Here is a 14,243-nt window from a genome sequence, read left to right on the forward strand (position 1 = left end):
CCACCGTCGCCACCGCCGCCGCCAGAACCGCCGGATCCGGACTGGCCACCGCCGCCGCCGGATCCGCCGCCGTCGGAACCGTTGTTACCGTTTCCCGACCGACGGCTCGGACGCGAGACAGCAGGGGGCCGCGAACCCGCCGCGCCCGCGCGGCCAAAAACTCAGTGCACGATTACCGGTTCACCTTCCGACGGCGCCGGAACCGTATTCGGCATCAGGAATCCGGTGATCACCGCACCGGCGACGAAAATCGCGGTGGCCCACCAGAAGCTGGTCGTGTAGCTCTCGATCTGGGCCTGTGCCACGGCTAGCGGCCCCGGCGTATGCGATGACAGATAGTCCGTCGCGGCCGAGGCGGCGATGGTGCTCAGCAGCGCCGTGCCGATCGAGCCGCCGACCTGCTGGCTGGTATTGATCGTCGCCGAGGCGACACCGGCATCCTCATGGTGCACACCGGCCGTCGCGCCCTGGAAGGCGGTCGACATCGCGCCACCGAGACCGAGACCCATCAGGATCAGGGCGGGCAGGATATTCGCGACGTAGCTGCTGTCCAGCCCGATCTGGGTCAGCCAGGCCATGCCGACCGCGGCGACCAGGAAACCACCGGCGACCACCACCTTCGGACCGACCTTCGGCAGCAGCAGCGAGGGCACCGTGGTCGAGGAGACGACCATACCCGCCACCATCGGCAGGAACGCCAGACCGGTCTTGATCGGTGAGTACCCCATGCTCAGCTGCATGTAGTAGGTCAGGAACAGGAAGATCGCGAACATTCCGATGCCCATGACGAATACCGTCAGGAACGAACCGCCGCGGGTCCGGTCCAGCAGGATGCGCAGCGGCAACAGCGGATTCGCGACTCGGGCCTCGATCCACACGAACATCACGAGCAGGGCCGCGCCGCCGATCAGGAACCCAAGGGTGACCGGGTTGCCCCAGCTGGTCGACTCGGCGTGCGAGAAGCCGTAGACGATGCCGAACAGTGCGGCGGTCACCACGACGGTGCCCGGAATATCGAGCTTGGGCCGCTCGGTGACCACATGCTTGGCCAGCAGCAGCACCGCACCGACCAGCGCGACGGCGGCGAAGCCGAGGTTCACGAACATCACCCAGCGCCACGAGGCCCATTCGGTGAGCATGCCGCCGAGCAGCAGGCCGATGGCGCCACCGGCGCCGGCGACCGCACCGAAGATGCCGAAGGCCTTGGCGCGCTCGCTGGGTTCGGTGAAGGTCACCGTGAGCAGCGACAGCGCGGCCGGCGCGAGCAGCGCCCCGAAGACGCCCTGTCCGACGCGGGCCGCGATCAGCATTTCGAAGCTGGTGGCCGCGCCGCCGACCGCGGAGGCGACGGCGAATCCGATCAGGCCGATAATGAAGGTGCTACGTCGGCCGAACAGGTCGCTGAGTCGGCCACCGAGTAGCAGCAGGCTGCCGAAGGCGAGGGCGTAGCCGGTGACGACCCACTGCCGGTCGCCATCGCTGAAACCGAGGTCCTGTTGCGCCGCGGGCAGCGCGATATTCACGACGGTCGCGTCGAGCACAACCATGAGCTGAGCCACGCCGAGTACGGCGAGCACCCACCAGCGCAGGGCATGCGAGCCGCGGCGGCCCGAGTCGGTTTTCGCGGAGGCGGGTGCCCCACGGTCGAACGTGGTAGTCATGTGTCCCCTTCGTCTCGAAGCTTGATCCGGAGGAGCCACCTCCGCTTACCGAATTAAGCTATCACGATAACGGAGACAACTCCTCCGCTTAATCCCGCGTATTGCTAGGATGTGTATGTGAATCCCGCCACTACCGTGCCTCCACCTCGGCGCCTACGCGCCGACGCTGCCCGCAATCAGCAGCGCATCGTCGAGGCAGCTCGTCAGCTCTTCGCCGATCACGGCCTGGAGATCACCCTTGATGACGTGGCCGAACGCGCCGGGGTCGGTGTCGGCACCGTCTACCGACGCTTCGCCAACAAGAAGGAACTGATCGCCGAGGTCTTCGAACAGAACGTCTGTGAATTCGCCGTCGCGGCCAAGGCCGCGGCCGAACATCCCGACCCCTGGTTGGGGTTGGTGCAGTTCTTCGAGTACGCCTGTACGCACCTGGCTACCAATCGCGGCTTCAGCGAGGTCATGCTCGAACTCGAAGAGGACCCGGACCGCTTCGCCCAGTTGCGCGACCAGATCAAGCCGACCGTCGCCGCGATCATCGATCGCGCACGCAAGGCCGGCGCACTGCAGCCCGATGTCGCGCCCTCGGACTTCTTCGCGCTGATCCATATGGTCGACGCGCACGCCGAGTTCTCCAAGTCGGTGAATCCGAATACCTGGCGGCGCTATATGGCCATCGCACTCAACGGCGTACGCAGCGATGACACGCCGCGGCGGCCGCTTGCAGTCCCCCCCTTGACGGACGAGGAAGTCGAACAGGCCAAGTCGTTCGTCTGCGCGGGCCGCAGGCGCTAGCGCCAAAAACCGAACATATCTAGCGCTGATCTGAGTCAGCCCTTACAGTTGGACACATGACCAATTCGTGGGGGAACTGGACCGGGGATCAACAGTGCGCGCCCGCCGCCATCGCCACCCCGCGCAGTACCGAAGAATTGGCCGAGATCATCGGCCGCGCCGCCACCACCGGACAGACCGTGCGCGTCGCCGGTGCGGGCCATTCGTTCACCGATGCCGTACTCACCGACGGCATACTGCTCGACCTCGCGAAACTGAACCGCATCCATACCGTGGATCGGGAGACCGGCCACGTTCGAGTCGAGGCGGGCATCACCCTCAATGCCGCCAGCAACGCGCTGCATCCGCTCGGCCTGGCCTTCCCCAATCTGGGCGATATCGACGTGCAGACCATTGCGGGTGCGACAGCGACGGCCACCCACGGCACTGGCGCGACGCTGCAAAACCTCTCGGCCGCACTGCAATCCATCGAACTGGTACTCGCCGATGGCAGCCGGGTCGAGTTGAACGAGGCGTCCGATCCGGACGGCTGGCGCGCGGCGCGGGTGAGCATCGGGGCGCTCGGCGTGGTCAGCGCAGTCACCCTGCAGCTGGTGCCATCGTTCGTATTGGAGGGAATCGAACGGCCGGTGCCGGTCGAGGACGTCCTCGCGGATCTGGACTCCTACGTCGAGGGCAACCAGCATTTCGAGTTCTACATGTTCGGGCACAGTCCGCTGGCGATGACCAAGCGCAATAACCCCGTCGACCTGCCGGAACAGCCGCGCGGTAAGGCCGCCGACTGGTTTGCCGACATCCTGATGTCCAACTACGCCTTCGACGCGCTGTGCCGACTCGGCAAGCGCCGGCCCCGACTGGTGCCGTGGATCCATCGCGGGGCGGCATATGCGGGCAGCTACCGTCGCCAGGTCGACCGCTCGTATCGAGTCTTCGCCTCACCCCGACTGATTCGCTTCACCGAGATGGAATACGCGATCCCGCGCGAACATTCCGTCGCCGCCATCCGCGAGATCAAGGAACTCGCGACGCGATTCGATACGCCGATGCCCATCGAGGTGCGCTGGGTCGCCCCCGATGACGCGTTCCTCTCCCCCGCGAACGGCCGCGACACCTGCTACATCGCCGTACACCAGTACCGCGGCATGGCCTACGAACCGTATTTCCGCGCCTGCGAGGCGGTTTTCGACAGGTACAACGGCCGCCCGCACTGGGGCAAACGGCACTTCCAGACCGCCGAGACGCTGCGGCCGCGCTACCCGGACTGGGATCATTTCACCGAGGTGCGCCGCCGCTTCGATCCCAAAGGTCGCTTCGCCAACGCCTATGTCGAGCGGGTGCTCGGTCGTGTCTGATCTGCAGCGCGTGCGGCGCTGCGTGTTCACGGCCCCCTGGCGTCTCAGCGCCGACCCTTTCGAGCGACCTGCAAGCAGTCGCTAGCGGCGCCGTCGAGACTCACGACTTCGTCGCATGCGCTTCTACGACTCGGATGCGAGACGGGCCGCGAACATCGCTCGTAAGACTCGCTCCGTCGTGGTTGTGTCGCCTGGTCAGCTGGACAATATCTCGGCGACCAGACGCGGCAGGGCGGTACCGATGGGTTCGCGGATCACCTCGGTGGCGATGCTGTCGTAGGGCGTCGGTTCGGCATTGACGATGACCAGATCCGCGCCGCTGTCGACCGCGATCGCGCACATCGATGCGGCCGGTTCCACCTGCAACGAGGAACCGATCGCCAGGAAGACATCGCTGGCCTCGGCGGTCAGCGCGGCCTTGGTCATGGTGCGGCGATCCATCTGCTGGCCGAACATGATGGTCGCGGACTTCAGGATGCCGCCGCAGGCCGGACACGGCGGATCCGCCTCACCCGCCGCCACCCGAGCCAGGGTGGCGGCCATGCTCGTCTGGTATTCGCAACCGACACAGACGACCTCGAACATATTGCCGTGGATTTCGATCACCCGACCGGGTGAAGACCCAGCGCGCTGGTGCAGCCGATCGATGTTTTGAGTAATGATCGTGATGGTACGTCCGGCCCGCTCCAGATCGGCCAGCGCGGTATGCGCGGCATTGGGTTCGGCCTGCCACACCGGATTGTCGCGGCGGGCCAGCCAGGAGCGTTTACGTAGCTCCGGATCGGCCAGGTAGGCCTCGTAGGTCGACAACAGTTCGGCGATGGGATCTTTCGTCCACACACCACGGGGGCCACGGAAGTCGGGAATGCCGGAATCGGTGGAGATGCCGGCGCCGGTGAGCACGCCGATCCGCCCGTCACGTCCGCGCCAATCGGTCGTCATATCGAATCAGCCTAGGGGGCTGCAGTACTTCGTCACCGTCGGCACCACTCCGCAGTCGGCGCAAGCTCGGCCTGACGTGGTCGGAGTCCGACGAACGCAAGCTGAAGGCATCGGGTTGGTTCATCGCTCGCACGGTGCCGCTGCTGCCGGAGCGGGTGCGCTACTTTCCGATCGCGTACGCGGCGCGGCGGCCCGAGCGCGATCGCGCGCGGCTGCGTAAGGTCATCGATCTGCGTCCCATGTGAGGTCTACTGCGCCCGTCCACCTCCTGCGGTCGCCGTTTCGGCGCCGCGGGCCGCGTCGCATCCAGGCAAAATGCCGATTTCCTGACCGACCGGTTTCTTATTGGTCGATATCCCGCGTGCGGCAACAACTCTCGCACGACAGGCCTCGAGATGCCTTGGCGGGCAAAGTCGCCCCCTCGTCGCGAAACATACTCCACCCGCCCTGGTATACGTATCACGCAGCCTACGACGCAGACTAGGTGCAGCCGTTACCCGACAATCCCGACATTTCGCCCAGACATCTCAACTACGGCACCGCTCCGATTCACCAGCATGAAAGGTATTCCCGCACATGGCTCACAAGCCCAGCGTGCTGTTCGTCTGTGTCCACAATGCGGGCCGGTCGCAAATGGCCGCCGGACTCCTCGATGCGCTCGCCGGTGACCGCATTGATGTGCACTCCGCTGGTAGCACGCCCGCCGCCGCCATCAATCCGGCCGCCGTTGCGGTCATGGCCGAACTCGATATCGATATTTCGGCGCAGGCGCCGAAGCTGCTGACCGTGGACGCGGTCGCCATGTCCGATGTGGTCGTCACCATGGGCTGTGGTGACGCGTGTCCGTTCTTCCCCGGCATCAGCTACCGCGATTGGATGCTGCCCGATGCGACCGGGGAGGACATCGCCATCGTGCGCTCGATCCGCGACCGGATCCGCATCCTGGTGGAGAACCTGATCGCGGAACTGATCCCGGCCACCGCCTGCTGAGTCCGATTTGTTCAAGAAGCCTGCCGAAGTGCGGCATAGGCTGCGGATATGACTCCACAACTCAATGTCATCGGCATTGTCGTCAGCGATATGGCCGCCTCGGTCGCCTTCTACCGTCGCCTGGGCCTCGAGTTCCCTGACGCGGACGATAACGGGCATCTCGAGGCCGCTCTGCCCGGCGGCATGCGCCTGACGCTGGATACCGAGGCCGTGATCCAGTCGTTCCACCCCGGCTGGCAGCCGCCGAAGGCCGCGGGCCGGCTAGCGCTGGCATTCCAGTGCGCGAACCCCGCCGAGGTCGACGCGGTCTACAGCGAACTCGTCGATGCCGGATACCACAGCGAACTGAAGCCATGGGACGCCTTCTGGGGCCAGCGCTACGCGACGATCCTGGACCCGGACGGTAATAGCGTCGATCTGTACGCCCCGCTGTCCGATTGAGCCGTCACCGGGAGCGGGTGAGCAACTCGCTCAACGGCATTCCAGCGAGTTCGCGCACATCGCGCGCGAGGTGGGCCTGATCGGCGAATCCAGTGCGGAATGCGGTGTCCGCGAGCGGTACTCCGCTCCGGGCCACCGCGAGCGCCCGCTGCAGCCGCAGGATGCGGGCCAATGTCTTGGGTCCGTAGCCGAAAGCGGCGAGCGAGCGTCGGTGCAATATCCGCGGACCGAGACCAGCGGCCTCGGCCGTCGCCGCGACCGACCATCCGGAGTCCAGCGTGGCGACGATCCGCCGCAGCACCGGGTCGGGTGGTTCGGTGTCGTAGGCCCGACGCACTGCGATCGCCTCCAGCGCGGCGGGCTGATCAGCTTGCGCTCCAATCTGTTCCGCGAGCCGCCGAGCCGTCGCGGCGGGCCACAGGTCCGCCAATTCCACCCGTTGATCGCGCAACTCGTGTGCGGGCACCCCGAGCAGTGCGGGCGCGCTCCCCGGTGCGAATCGAATCCCGACCCATCGAGTTCCCGCCGCACCATCGGCCATATACGCCCGTGTGTCCGGACCGGCAACCAGCAACCTGCCATTACCCCACAGCAGATCCATACAGCCATCCGGCAACACCGGTAACGCCGCGGCCCCGGTGGCACTGGTATTCGTCCACACCACGGCACCCGGGAACCGCGACGGCCGCTCCCGATACCCCAGCACTGCCTCTGGCACGAATCCGAGGCTACCCGTGTCGTCGCACGGCTCAGTCGGGAAGGTCAGCAGCCGGTCGGCCAGCCACTGTGGCGGCTGTTCCGGCACGATGTGGCCGCAGTCCGGGATCCGTTCCAGGCGCACGGCGTCGGCGTAATCGAGCTGTCCAGCACACCGTCGGAGAGCTGTCGTAGGCACCGTTGAGGTGCCGGATGGGCACGCACAGCCGGATCATGCGGCAGTGCCGCGCGAAGTGCGGTACCTAGTGCAACGAGACGTTGCGCTCGAATCCCCTTGCGCCTACTGGGGTCGGTTATCGACCGTCGGTGACGTCCAGTCGCCGATGAATTCTCGCGACGACTGCGTCACCGCGATTCAGCGCGGGGTGACGCCACGCGGGACGACCCGGATCATACGATCATCGCCGGCGGCGATCTTCGACTCCGGATCCATACATCCCACGGTGACCTCGGCGCCGGCGGGCGAGGAAAAGGTCCACAGCGTCATCCACTCCTTTCCGCCGATTGTTTCCTGTTTTTTCGTATTGGTGGAACGGAGATCTTCGTTGCGGCCGGTGCTGTCGGTTACCGTGCAGTGCAGGCTCGCACTCGCGGACGCCCAGTCGACGGGCACCTTGATATCCATCACCGCATCGGCGGGAATCGGTACTTCCTTGTTCTCCCCCAGCGGAATTCGCACACCGCCGCCCGGCTCCTCGTTTTCGGCCGGCGTCACATTCACCGAACTCGTTTCCGCTGGCGCGGATGAGCTCGGCACGGCCGTCGTCGACTTGTCATCGGAGCATCCCGCCACGGCAACGGCAAGTGCGGCCGTCACCATCATCCAGATCAGTTTCACCGGTCAACCTCTCTTCGACAGAGCATGACAACAACTTCCAGATGGAGGCAGAGTACATGGCGGGAAAATCGGCAATTCGTTCACAAATAAGAGGACTCGGCGGATATCGAAAAGCCGCCAGTTTCCATAGCGGCCGCCTGGCGGTCGACGAGCAACCCGACAGTCCGCAGCACACCGCTGCGGGCATTTCCGCCGAATTGTTGATCGCGCATGCGAGCCAAGATGATTCGATGCCGCGCGAGCAGATCACCCCGTTTGGAAAAGGCCCTCGACGCACGGCGCAGGTCCACCACACCTCGGTGGTCTATCCGAATACCCGCGACGGCTTCACCATGCGCGACACCCCGGTCTTCGATCAGGTGGCCTACGACCGCCACCTCACCGATCTGCTCGGTGTCCTGTGCCGGGCGTTCCCCAGCGCGGCAAGATGATCGGTAGGACCGATGACAGGAGTGAGCATGGAGTTGAGCTACGGCGATGTGAAGGCTGCCGCCGATCGGATTGCCGGACACGTGCGGCCGGTCGCCATCGCACCCGGGGACCAGGTCGCGCCGACCGGCGAGCTGTGGCTGGCACTGGAATTCATGCAGCACACCGGCTCGTTCAAGGCCCGTGGTGCGCGAAACTTCATCCAGGCACACCAGGACGACGGAACCCTGCCGGATGCGGGCGTGACCATCGCATCCGGCGGAAACGCCGGACTCGCGTGTGCGTGGGCGGCTCGCGAACAGGACGTACCGGCGACGGTATTCCTACCGACCACCGCGCCGCTGGTGAAAGTCGAGCGGTTGCGCGGATACGGCGCGGAGGTCCGCCTGGTCGGCACCGAATACGCCGACGCACTCGCCGCCTGTCTCGAATTCGCCGATACCAGTGGCGCTTTGCCCTCACATGCCTACGACAACCCCTATATCGCGGCAGGTGCGGGCACCCTGATGGTGGAGATACACCAGTTGCTCCCCCAGCTGGACACGGTCGTCGTCGCTGTCGGCGGCGGTGGTCTGTTCGCCGGGGTCGCCACGGCCGCGGACCACTACGGCGTCCGAACGATCGCGGTGGAACCGGAACGCTGCCGGGCGCTGCATGATGCGATCCAGGCCGGACGGACCGTGGACGTGCCGGTCGATTCGATCGCCGCCGATTCCCTCGGCGCCCGCCGCGCCACCGAACTGGCACTGCACGCGGCCCAGAACTACGACGTGAGCTCGGTGCTCGTCCCCGACACCGATATCATCGCGGCCCGGATGGCGCTGTGGCAGGATCGCCGCTTGGCCGTGGAACACGCAGCCGCGACAGCTGTCGCGGCGCTGACCACCCGTGTCTATCGTCCCGAACCCGGTGAGCGGGTCTGCGTCGTCCTGTGCGGGGCCAATACCGATCCAGCGGATCTGGCGCGGTGAATCGGCCCGGGCGTACTACGCTCGATATCGACTCGGATGGAGGCACCCTATGTCGGTCCAATCCCTGATGGTCCCGATCGGAACGCCCGCGCCGGACTTCGCCCTGCCCGACCTCGATGGTCACCGCCACACCCGCGCCGACTACGCGGACGGGCCGGGGCTACTGGTCATCTTCGCCTGCAACCACTGTCCATACGTGCGGCACCTCGAGTCGAAGCTCGGCGAGGTGCTCGACACGCTGACGATCCCGACGGTGGCGATCTGCACCAATGATGCCGACGCCTACTCGGATGACGCGCCGGAGCACCTGCGGGCCCAGGCCGATCGCGCCGGTTGGCGGTTCCCCTACCTGATCGACGAAACCCAGCAGGTGGGCCGAGCCTTCCGAGCCGCATGCACGCCGGACTTCTTCCTCTACGACGCACAGCTGGAACTCGCCTACCGCGGCGCATTCGACGCATCGACCCCGGGCAACGGTAAACCGGTGACCGGCAGTGAATTACGCGCCGCGGTCGAGGCGGTACTCACCGGAGCACCCGTGCCCGAGCCGCATCGGCCGAGCATGGGCTGCTCCATCAAATGGCGTGCCTAGGTGCCGATTACCGCATTCATGATGGTGCCGGCGCTAGTGGCGACGACACCGCCGATCATGGCTCCCGCCACCATCTTCGGCGACTGCAGGCCACCACCGGACCACTTCTCCCAGGCGAACCGACCGCCCGCGTAGGTGATGGCGGTAATGCCCGCCAGCAGGATGAACCAGGTGAAATAGCGGACCATCTGCAGGATCTTGTCCGCGAGGGGCGGCGCCTCAGGTGTCGGGTTGCCGAGTTGGGCAAGGACTGCTCCATACGTGTCATGTGCCGCGGCGAGAATCATGCTCACAGTCGTACCCCTCTTCTGATATCTGCGACGCTGGTAAGCGCCTAGCCAGATAATAGCGGCTCAACTCGAGACAGATTGCGCAGCAATCGGATTCAATGATGATCTCGGTCAGCTCGATTCCAGCGCTGGCTTGCGATCACCCCGGAGCCGCACTACGCCTCGGCGAAGCCGATGCCGTGCCCGAGGTCCGTCGAGTCGTCGAGAGTTTCCTCATCCCCGTGACATAGCGATCAGGGGCAGTCGGCGGTCTGTTGCAGCTCGATCCTGATTCGGTCGTCGCTGAGGACGAGCGTGCCGTTGCTGGTGGTCCACGCGGGGGCGAGGAGCAGGAATTCTTTGAGCCAGGTGTCCTGGTCGGTGAATTCCGGCGGGTAGGACAGGACGGTGGCGAACGGCGATCGGGTCTTCAAGACGCCGCTGTCGGGATCCACCTCGAACATCACGGTATTGGCGCCCGCATGGGCGGACAGGCGCCGGGTCTCGTCGACGAACCACAGGGTGATTCGGGTGCCGCGGACCAGAAATCGTGGTAGCCCATCTTCGGTGACGGATGAGGAGACGTAGCGGTGGCCCCAGAGATCGGAGTCTTGCATCGGTGGATCGGCCCTTACTTGCAGCGTTCGACAGCCCATATATCCTGATTCCCGCGCCGAGCGGGCAGAACCGCCCGGTCCACTGAACGAACCGATCAGCGAAGATTCTTCTCGATTTCGCGGGCAGCATGTGCGACCAGACCGGGCAGATTCGGCGGAAACTGTTGTGACAGTGAGACACAGCCGATAGCGGCCGCATCGCATGTACCCGGTTGACGGATCGCGGCTGCGGCACAACAGATCCCGGCGATCAGCTTGTGATGATCGACCGAAACCATTCCGGCATCCACGATTCCGGAGTACACACGCTGCCATTCGGTGGCCGAATAGGTCGGTGGCGGCACGGTGTTGTCGGCCCGTCCCGCGAACAGTACCTGCGCCAGCGCGGTGCGATAGATCAGCTCCGGATCCGCGATGGTACCGAGGAAGAATTCGGCCCCCTTGAGCCCGGAGACCAGCCGAACCTCACCCGCATCCAGAATGCACACCGCGACAGTCGAATTCGTCACTGCGGCCAATATCCGGGACGGCCGTTGCACGGCCCGGCTCAGGGTCGGCGCGGCCTGCCAGTGCCGCCCCAGCTCCGCCATCCGCTCGCCGACGAAATATCGCTGCTCCACCCGTTGCACGGCACCGAGCGCCACCAACTGCTCGGCCAACCGATATGCGGTGGCCTTGGCCAAGCCGGTGGCGCGGGCCAGTTGCGAGAGTCCACAGCCCTCTGGTGCCGCCGAAACGGCCTCCAGGATCTGGAAACCCGCGTCGAGCACACCGCGGCCCGGTCCAGCCGATGGGCTAGCGGCCATCGCGCCCGTCCTCCTCCTTGCCGCGGCTCGCATCGGCACCCGGCACGGAAAGATGGTACGCCGGTTGTCGTTCGCAACAAGGCGTTTCAGGACGCGGGGCAACTCACGTTCAGCACGATTTTGCCTGGGCTACACTCTCTTTCGCTCTTCTCCGGTGCGGCCATCGCCCGCTCGAGCAGGAAGGTCCGGCCGGACCAGGTTTCGGGATCGGGATGTCGAAACCCGCAGTACATCCGGACCACCGAATTCGTAGAACGCAATCGCCCGGATCGCTTCAGCCTACGGGGCGCGCCGGCGGATTTTCTCAGGAGAGTCTCATCGAACCCCCACCTCTGGTCTCAGAACCGTTCTGTTGAATGATCAGTGGCTGCCCCGCCCGGTCCCAGTCTCACCGGGCGGTAGGCAGCGCCAACTTCGGCAAGAATCCGAGACGGAATCGGCGGCTATCTCGCGCCGGTGATCAAGCCGTGGTGGTGCCAAATCCCGATCCCCGCCCCGGTAGTGCGGCTGCTGACTATTTCCGCCGCCCCGTTCGGGTTGCTCCGATGGACGCCGCCACCACACAGATGACGCCCGCCCATTGCGCCGCGTGCATGATCTGGCCGAGGACGATCAGTCCGGCGAGTGCGGCGGCCGCCGGTTCCAGGCTCATCAGTATGCCGAAGATCCGCGGTGGAATGCGCCGCAGCGCTTCGAGTTCCACGGAATACGGCAGTACCGACGACAGCATCGCGACCACGAAACCCGCGGCGAGGACCGATGGCTGGAACAGTGCGGCGCCCGCCTCGGCAATGCCGACCGGGACCATGAGCACACCACCGAAGGCCATCGCGATGGCCAGTCCCCCGCCGCCGCTGGTCCGGTCACCGAGTGCGGCGCTGAGCAGAATGTAGCTGGCCCACAGGGCTCCCGCGGCCAGGGCGAACAGCACGCCAGACCAGCCGACATCGCCGCCCGCCTTGGTCAGCAGCAGCACGCCGCCACCGGCGAGCACGGCCCACATCGGATCGGTCCAGCGCCGCGAGCCCGCCAGCGCCAGGGTGAGCGGCCCCAAGAATTCCAGGGTGACCGCCATACCCAGTGGAATCCGGTCGATGGCCTGATAGATACACAGATTCATGGCGGCGAGCACAGTGCCGTAGCCGAGCACGACCGGTAGTGCGCGCCGCTCGATCCGCAGCGCGGACCGCCATACGACCAACAGCACTACCCCGGCGAAGAACAGTCGCAGCGTGACCGCACCGGCGGCACCGGTGGCGGTGAAGAGCTGTTTGGCCAGCGCCGCGCCGACCTGCACGCTGATGATTCCGATCAGTACCAATGCCGTCGGCGGCACCCCGCCGAGCCCGCGCGCGTGCACCGCGCGCACAGCCGTCAGCGGCCACGGTGACTTCGGATTCCGTTCGATATCGATCGCGACCACGCGGCGCCCTCCATCCAAAAACCCAGCATTCCAGAAAGAGTCAGGCCGCCGGGCGAGGACCTGCCAGATCGACGAGATCGATATCCTTCGACGCGGAATCGGCTTCGCGCGCTTGCGACTTCGCCCGTCTGCTGGCGACCAGATACACAACGACCAGCAACACACTCAACCAGACATAGGTGTTGCCCCACAGGTGTTGCCAAGGCGTCCAAGCCAATTCGCGTCGATTATCGCCCGGCAGCCAGTTCTGCGGCCCATAGACGAATGCCGCCGTGGTGAGAACGATTGCCACGTACCAGCCGATCGCCCGCGCGCGCGGCAGTGTGGTCGCGTAGCAGACCATCGCGAATACCGCCGGCGCGATCATCACCCAGTGATGCGACCAGGAGATCGGCGATACCAGCAACGTGAAAACGGCGTTGATCGACAGCGCGAGCGCGGGCACCTCGGCGGCCTGGCGCATGGCCGGGACCACCAGCGCAAGCAGCGCTGCACTCAGCAGCAGCCACAGCACGGTGAACAGCGGCTTCTCCACGTCGAATCGGGCGAGCACAGCCTGGATCGACTGGTTGGTGTGGAAGGACGAGCCACTGAGTCCGGAGACATTGCCGAGTCCGCCGAACCAGTAGGTGACCGATTCCTTGGGCAGGATCGCGAAGCTCAGCGCGGTCGCCACCGCACCGGTGATCGCGGCCGTGACCGCGGCGCGATAATCCCGGCGCACCAGGAAGTAGAGCACGAACGCGGCCGGAGTCAGCTTGATCGCGGCGGCCACGCCGATCAGCATGCCGCGCCGCCACTTCGGCTTCGCGGTCAGCGCGTCCGCGGCGACCAGCACCATGAGCAGCAGATTCACCTGCCCGAAGTCCAGCGTGGAGCGGACCGGCTCCAGCAGCATGGCCAGCGGAGTCGCACAGGAGGTGGCGAGCAGCGCGAGCCGCAACGCACTGTGCTCGGGCCAGCGCCGCCGCGCGACCAGATACAGCGTCACGGCCAGCGCGAGCGTCGAGGAGATGAAGAAGGTGAAAGCCGCGGCGTCCCATGGCAGCAGCGCGAATGGGCTCAGCACCAGGGCGGCGAACGGCGGATAGATGAACGGAAGGCCGATACCGATGGTGGTCTGCGGCAGCTGACCGTACATATCCGCGCCGTCGCGCAGCGCCTCGATACCGAGCCGGTACACCTGTAGGTCGATGAACCCACCGGTGATCCGATGGAAGGGCCACAGCGGCGCCGTCAGACACCAGATGACGAAGGCGACGAGCAGCACCGGCACCAGCCACACCGCGTGCCCGAATCGTCGGTTCGCGGGCTTCGACCTATCTGGGGTGGTGACACTACTCATCCGCGGCGACTATACCGACCCGCGCGAACGCCGCCGAATCGGCGCTCGCGCTCACGAC

General features: G+C 65.8%; 16 protein-coding genes. 7 read left to right on the forward strand and 9 right to left on the reverse strand.

Annotated elements, in window-relative coordinates:
• Positions 1-161: 161 nt before the first annotated feature.
• On the reverse strand, positions 162-1,661 hold the full coding sequence (locus AB0L63_RS30935; protein WP_364508121.1) for an MFS transporter: 1,500 nt from the start codon (positions 1,659-1,661) through the stop codon (positions 162-164).
• Between the two features lie 117 nt (positions 1,662-1,778).
• Between AB0L63_RS30935 and AB0L63_RS30940 the strand changes: the two genes are divergently transcribed.
• Positions 1,779-2,453, forward strand: coding sequence for a TetR/AcrR family transcriptional regulator (locus tag AB0L63_RS30940; RefSeq protein WP_364508124.1), 675 nt, complete (start codon positions 1,779-1,781; stop codon positions 2,451-2,453).
• 56 nt (positions 2,454-2,509) lie between these two features.
• Positions 2,510-3,805 carry a D-arabinono-1,4-lactone oxidase gene (locus tag AB0L63_RS30945; protein WP_364508127.1) on the forward strand — a complete coding sequence of 432 codons (1,296 nt, stop codon included), beginning with the start codon at positions 2,510-2,512 and terminating at the stop codon, positions 3,803-3,805.
• Between the two features lie 195 nt (positions 3,806-4,000).
• On the opposite strand, the gene AB0L63_RS30950 is transcribed toward AB0L63_RS30945, so the two are convergent.
• Positions 4,001-4,747 carry a Sir2 family NAD-dependent protein deacetylase gene (locus AB0L63_RS30950; RefSeq protein WP_364508130.1) on the reverse strand — a complete coding sequence of 249 codons (747 nt, stop codon included), beginning with the start codon at positions 4,745-4,747 and terminating at the stop codon, positions 4,001-4,003.
• Positions 4,748-5,323: 576 nt separating this feature from the next.
• Between AB0L63_RS30950 and AB0L63_RS30955 the strand changes: the two genes are divergently transcribed.
• Positions 5,324-5,737: a heat-shock protein HtpX gene (locus AB0L63_RS30955; RefSeq protein WP_364508132.1), complete on the forward strand. Its 414-nt coding sequence runs from the start codon at positions 5,324-5,326 to the stop codon at positions 5,735-5,737.
• 48 nt (positions 5,738-5,785) lie between these two features.
• Positions 5,786-6,178 carry a VOC family protein gene (locus tag AB0L63_RS30960; RefSeq protein ID WP_364508134.1) on the forward strand — a complete coding sequence of 131 codons (393 nt, stop codon included), beginning with the start codon at positions 5,786-5,788 and terminating at the stop codon, positions 6,176-6,178.
• Positions 6,179-6,182: 4 nt separating this feature from the next.
• Here the strand turns inward: AB0L63_RS30960 and AB0L63_RS30965 are convergent, their stop codons facing one another.
• Entirely contained in the window at positions 6,183-7,019 is an 837-nt protein-coding gene (locus AB0L63_RS30965; RefSeq protein ID WP_364508137.1) for a helix-turn-helix transcriptional regulator, read from the reverse strand.
• A gap of 231 nt (positions 7,020-7,250) precedes the next feature.
• The gene (locus tag AB0L63_RS30970; protein ID WP_364508139.1) at positions 7,251-7,733 is read right to left on the reverse strand and encodes a hypothetical protein; all 483 of its coding nucleotides are present in this window, start codon (positions 7,731-7,733) and stop codon (positions 7,251-7,253) included.
• Positions 7,734-7,789: 56 nt separating this feature from the next.
• On the opposite strand from AB0L63_RS30970, the gene AB0L63_RS30975 reads away from it, so the two are divergent.
• Genes AB0L63_RS30975 through AB0L63_RS30985 form a run of 3 tightly spaced genes read left to right on the forward strand, consistent with a single transcriptional unit; the run spans position 7,790 to position 9,725 of the window.
• The gene (locus tag AB0L63_RS30975) at positions 7,790-8,164 is read left to right on the forward strand and encodes a dienelactone hydrolase family protein (protein WP_364508142.1); all 375 of its coding nucleotides are present in this window, start codon (positions 7,790-7,792) and stop codon (positions 8,162-8,164) included.
• Between the two features lie 12 nt (positions 8,165-8,176).
• Complete coding sequence (locus AB0L63_RS30980) at positions 8,177-9,133, forward strand: threonine/serine dehydratase (protein ID WP_364508145.1); 957 nt, start codon at positions 8,177-8,179, stop codon at positions 9,131-9,133.
• 49 nt (positions 9,134-9,182) lie between these two features.
• Entirely contained in the window at positions 9,183-9,725 is a 543-nt protein-coding gene (locus AB0L63_RS30985; RefSeq protein ID WP_364508148.1) for a thioredoxin family protein, read from the forward strand.
• On the opposite strand, the gene AB0L63_RS30990 is transcribed toward AB0L63_RS30985, so the two are convergent.
• The 5 genes from AB0L63_RS30990 to AB0L63_RS31010 form a co-directional block, all read right to left on the reverse strand.
• A complete protein-coding gene (locus AB0L63_RS30990; RefSeq protein ID WP_174415132.1) occupies positions 9,722-10,012 on the reverse strand; it encodes a hypothetical protein in 291 nt (96 codons plus the stop codon). The two genes, AB0L63_RS30985 and AB0L63_RS30990, sit on opposite strands and share 4 nt — an antisense overlap.
• A 236-nt stretch (positions 10,013-10,248) precedes the next feature.
• Positions 10,249-10,611 carry a hypothetical protein gene (locus AB0L63_RS30995; RefSeq protein WP_364508151.1) on the reverse strand — a complete coding sequence of 121 codons (363 nt, stop codon included), beginning with the start codon at positions 10,609-10,611 and terminating at the stop codon, positions 10,249-10,251.
• Positions 10,612-10,706: 95 nt separating this feature from the next.
• A complete protein-coding gene (locus AB0L63_RS31000; RefSeq protein ID WP_364508154.1) occupies positions 10,707-11,417 on the reverse strand; it encodes a helix-turn-helix domain-containing protein in 711 nt (236 codons plus the stop codon).
• 514 nt (positions 11,418-11,931) lie between these two features.
• Positions 11,932-12,858: an EamA family transporter gene (locus tag AB0L63_RS31005; RefSeq protein ID WP_364508156.1), complete on the reverse strand. Its 927-nt coding sequence runs from the start codon at positions 12,856-12,858 to the stop codon at positions 11,932-11,934.
• Between the two features lie 22 nt (positions 12,859-12,880).
• On the reverse strand, positions 12,881-14,185 hold the full coding sequence (locus AB0L63_RS31010) for a glycosyltransferase 87 family protein (protein WP_364508159.1): 1,305 nt from the start codon (positions 14,183-14,185) through the stop codon (positions 12,881-12,883).
• Between the last annotated feature and the right edge of the window lie 58 nt (positions 14,186-14,243).

The organism is Nocardia sp. NPDC051990 (assembly GCF_040680755.1).
GTDB lineage: Bacteria > Actinomycetota > Actinomycetes > Mycobacteriales > Mycobacteriaceae > Nocardia.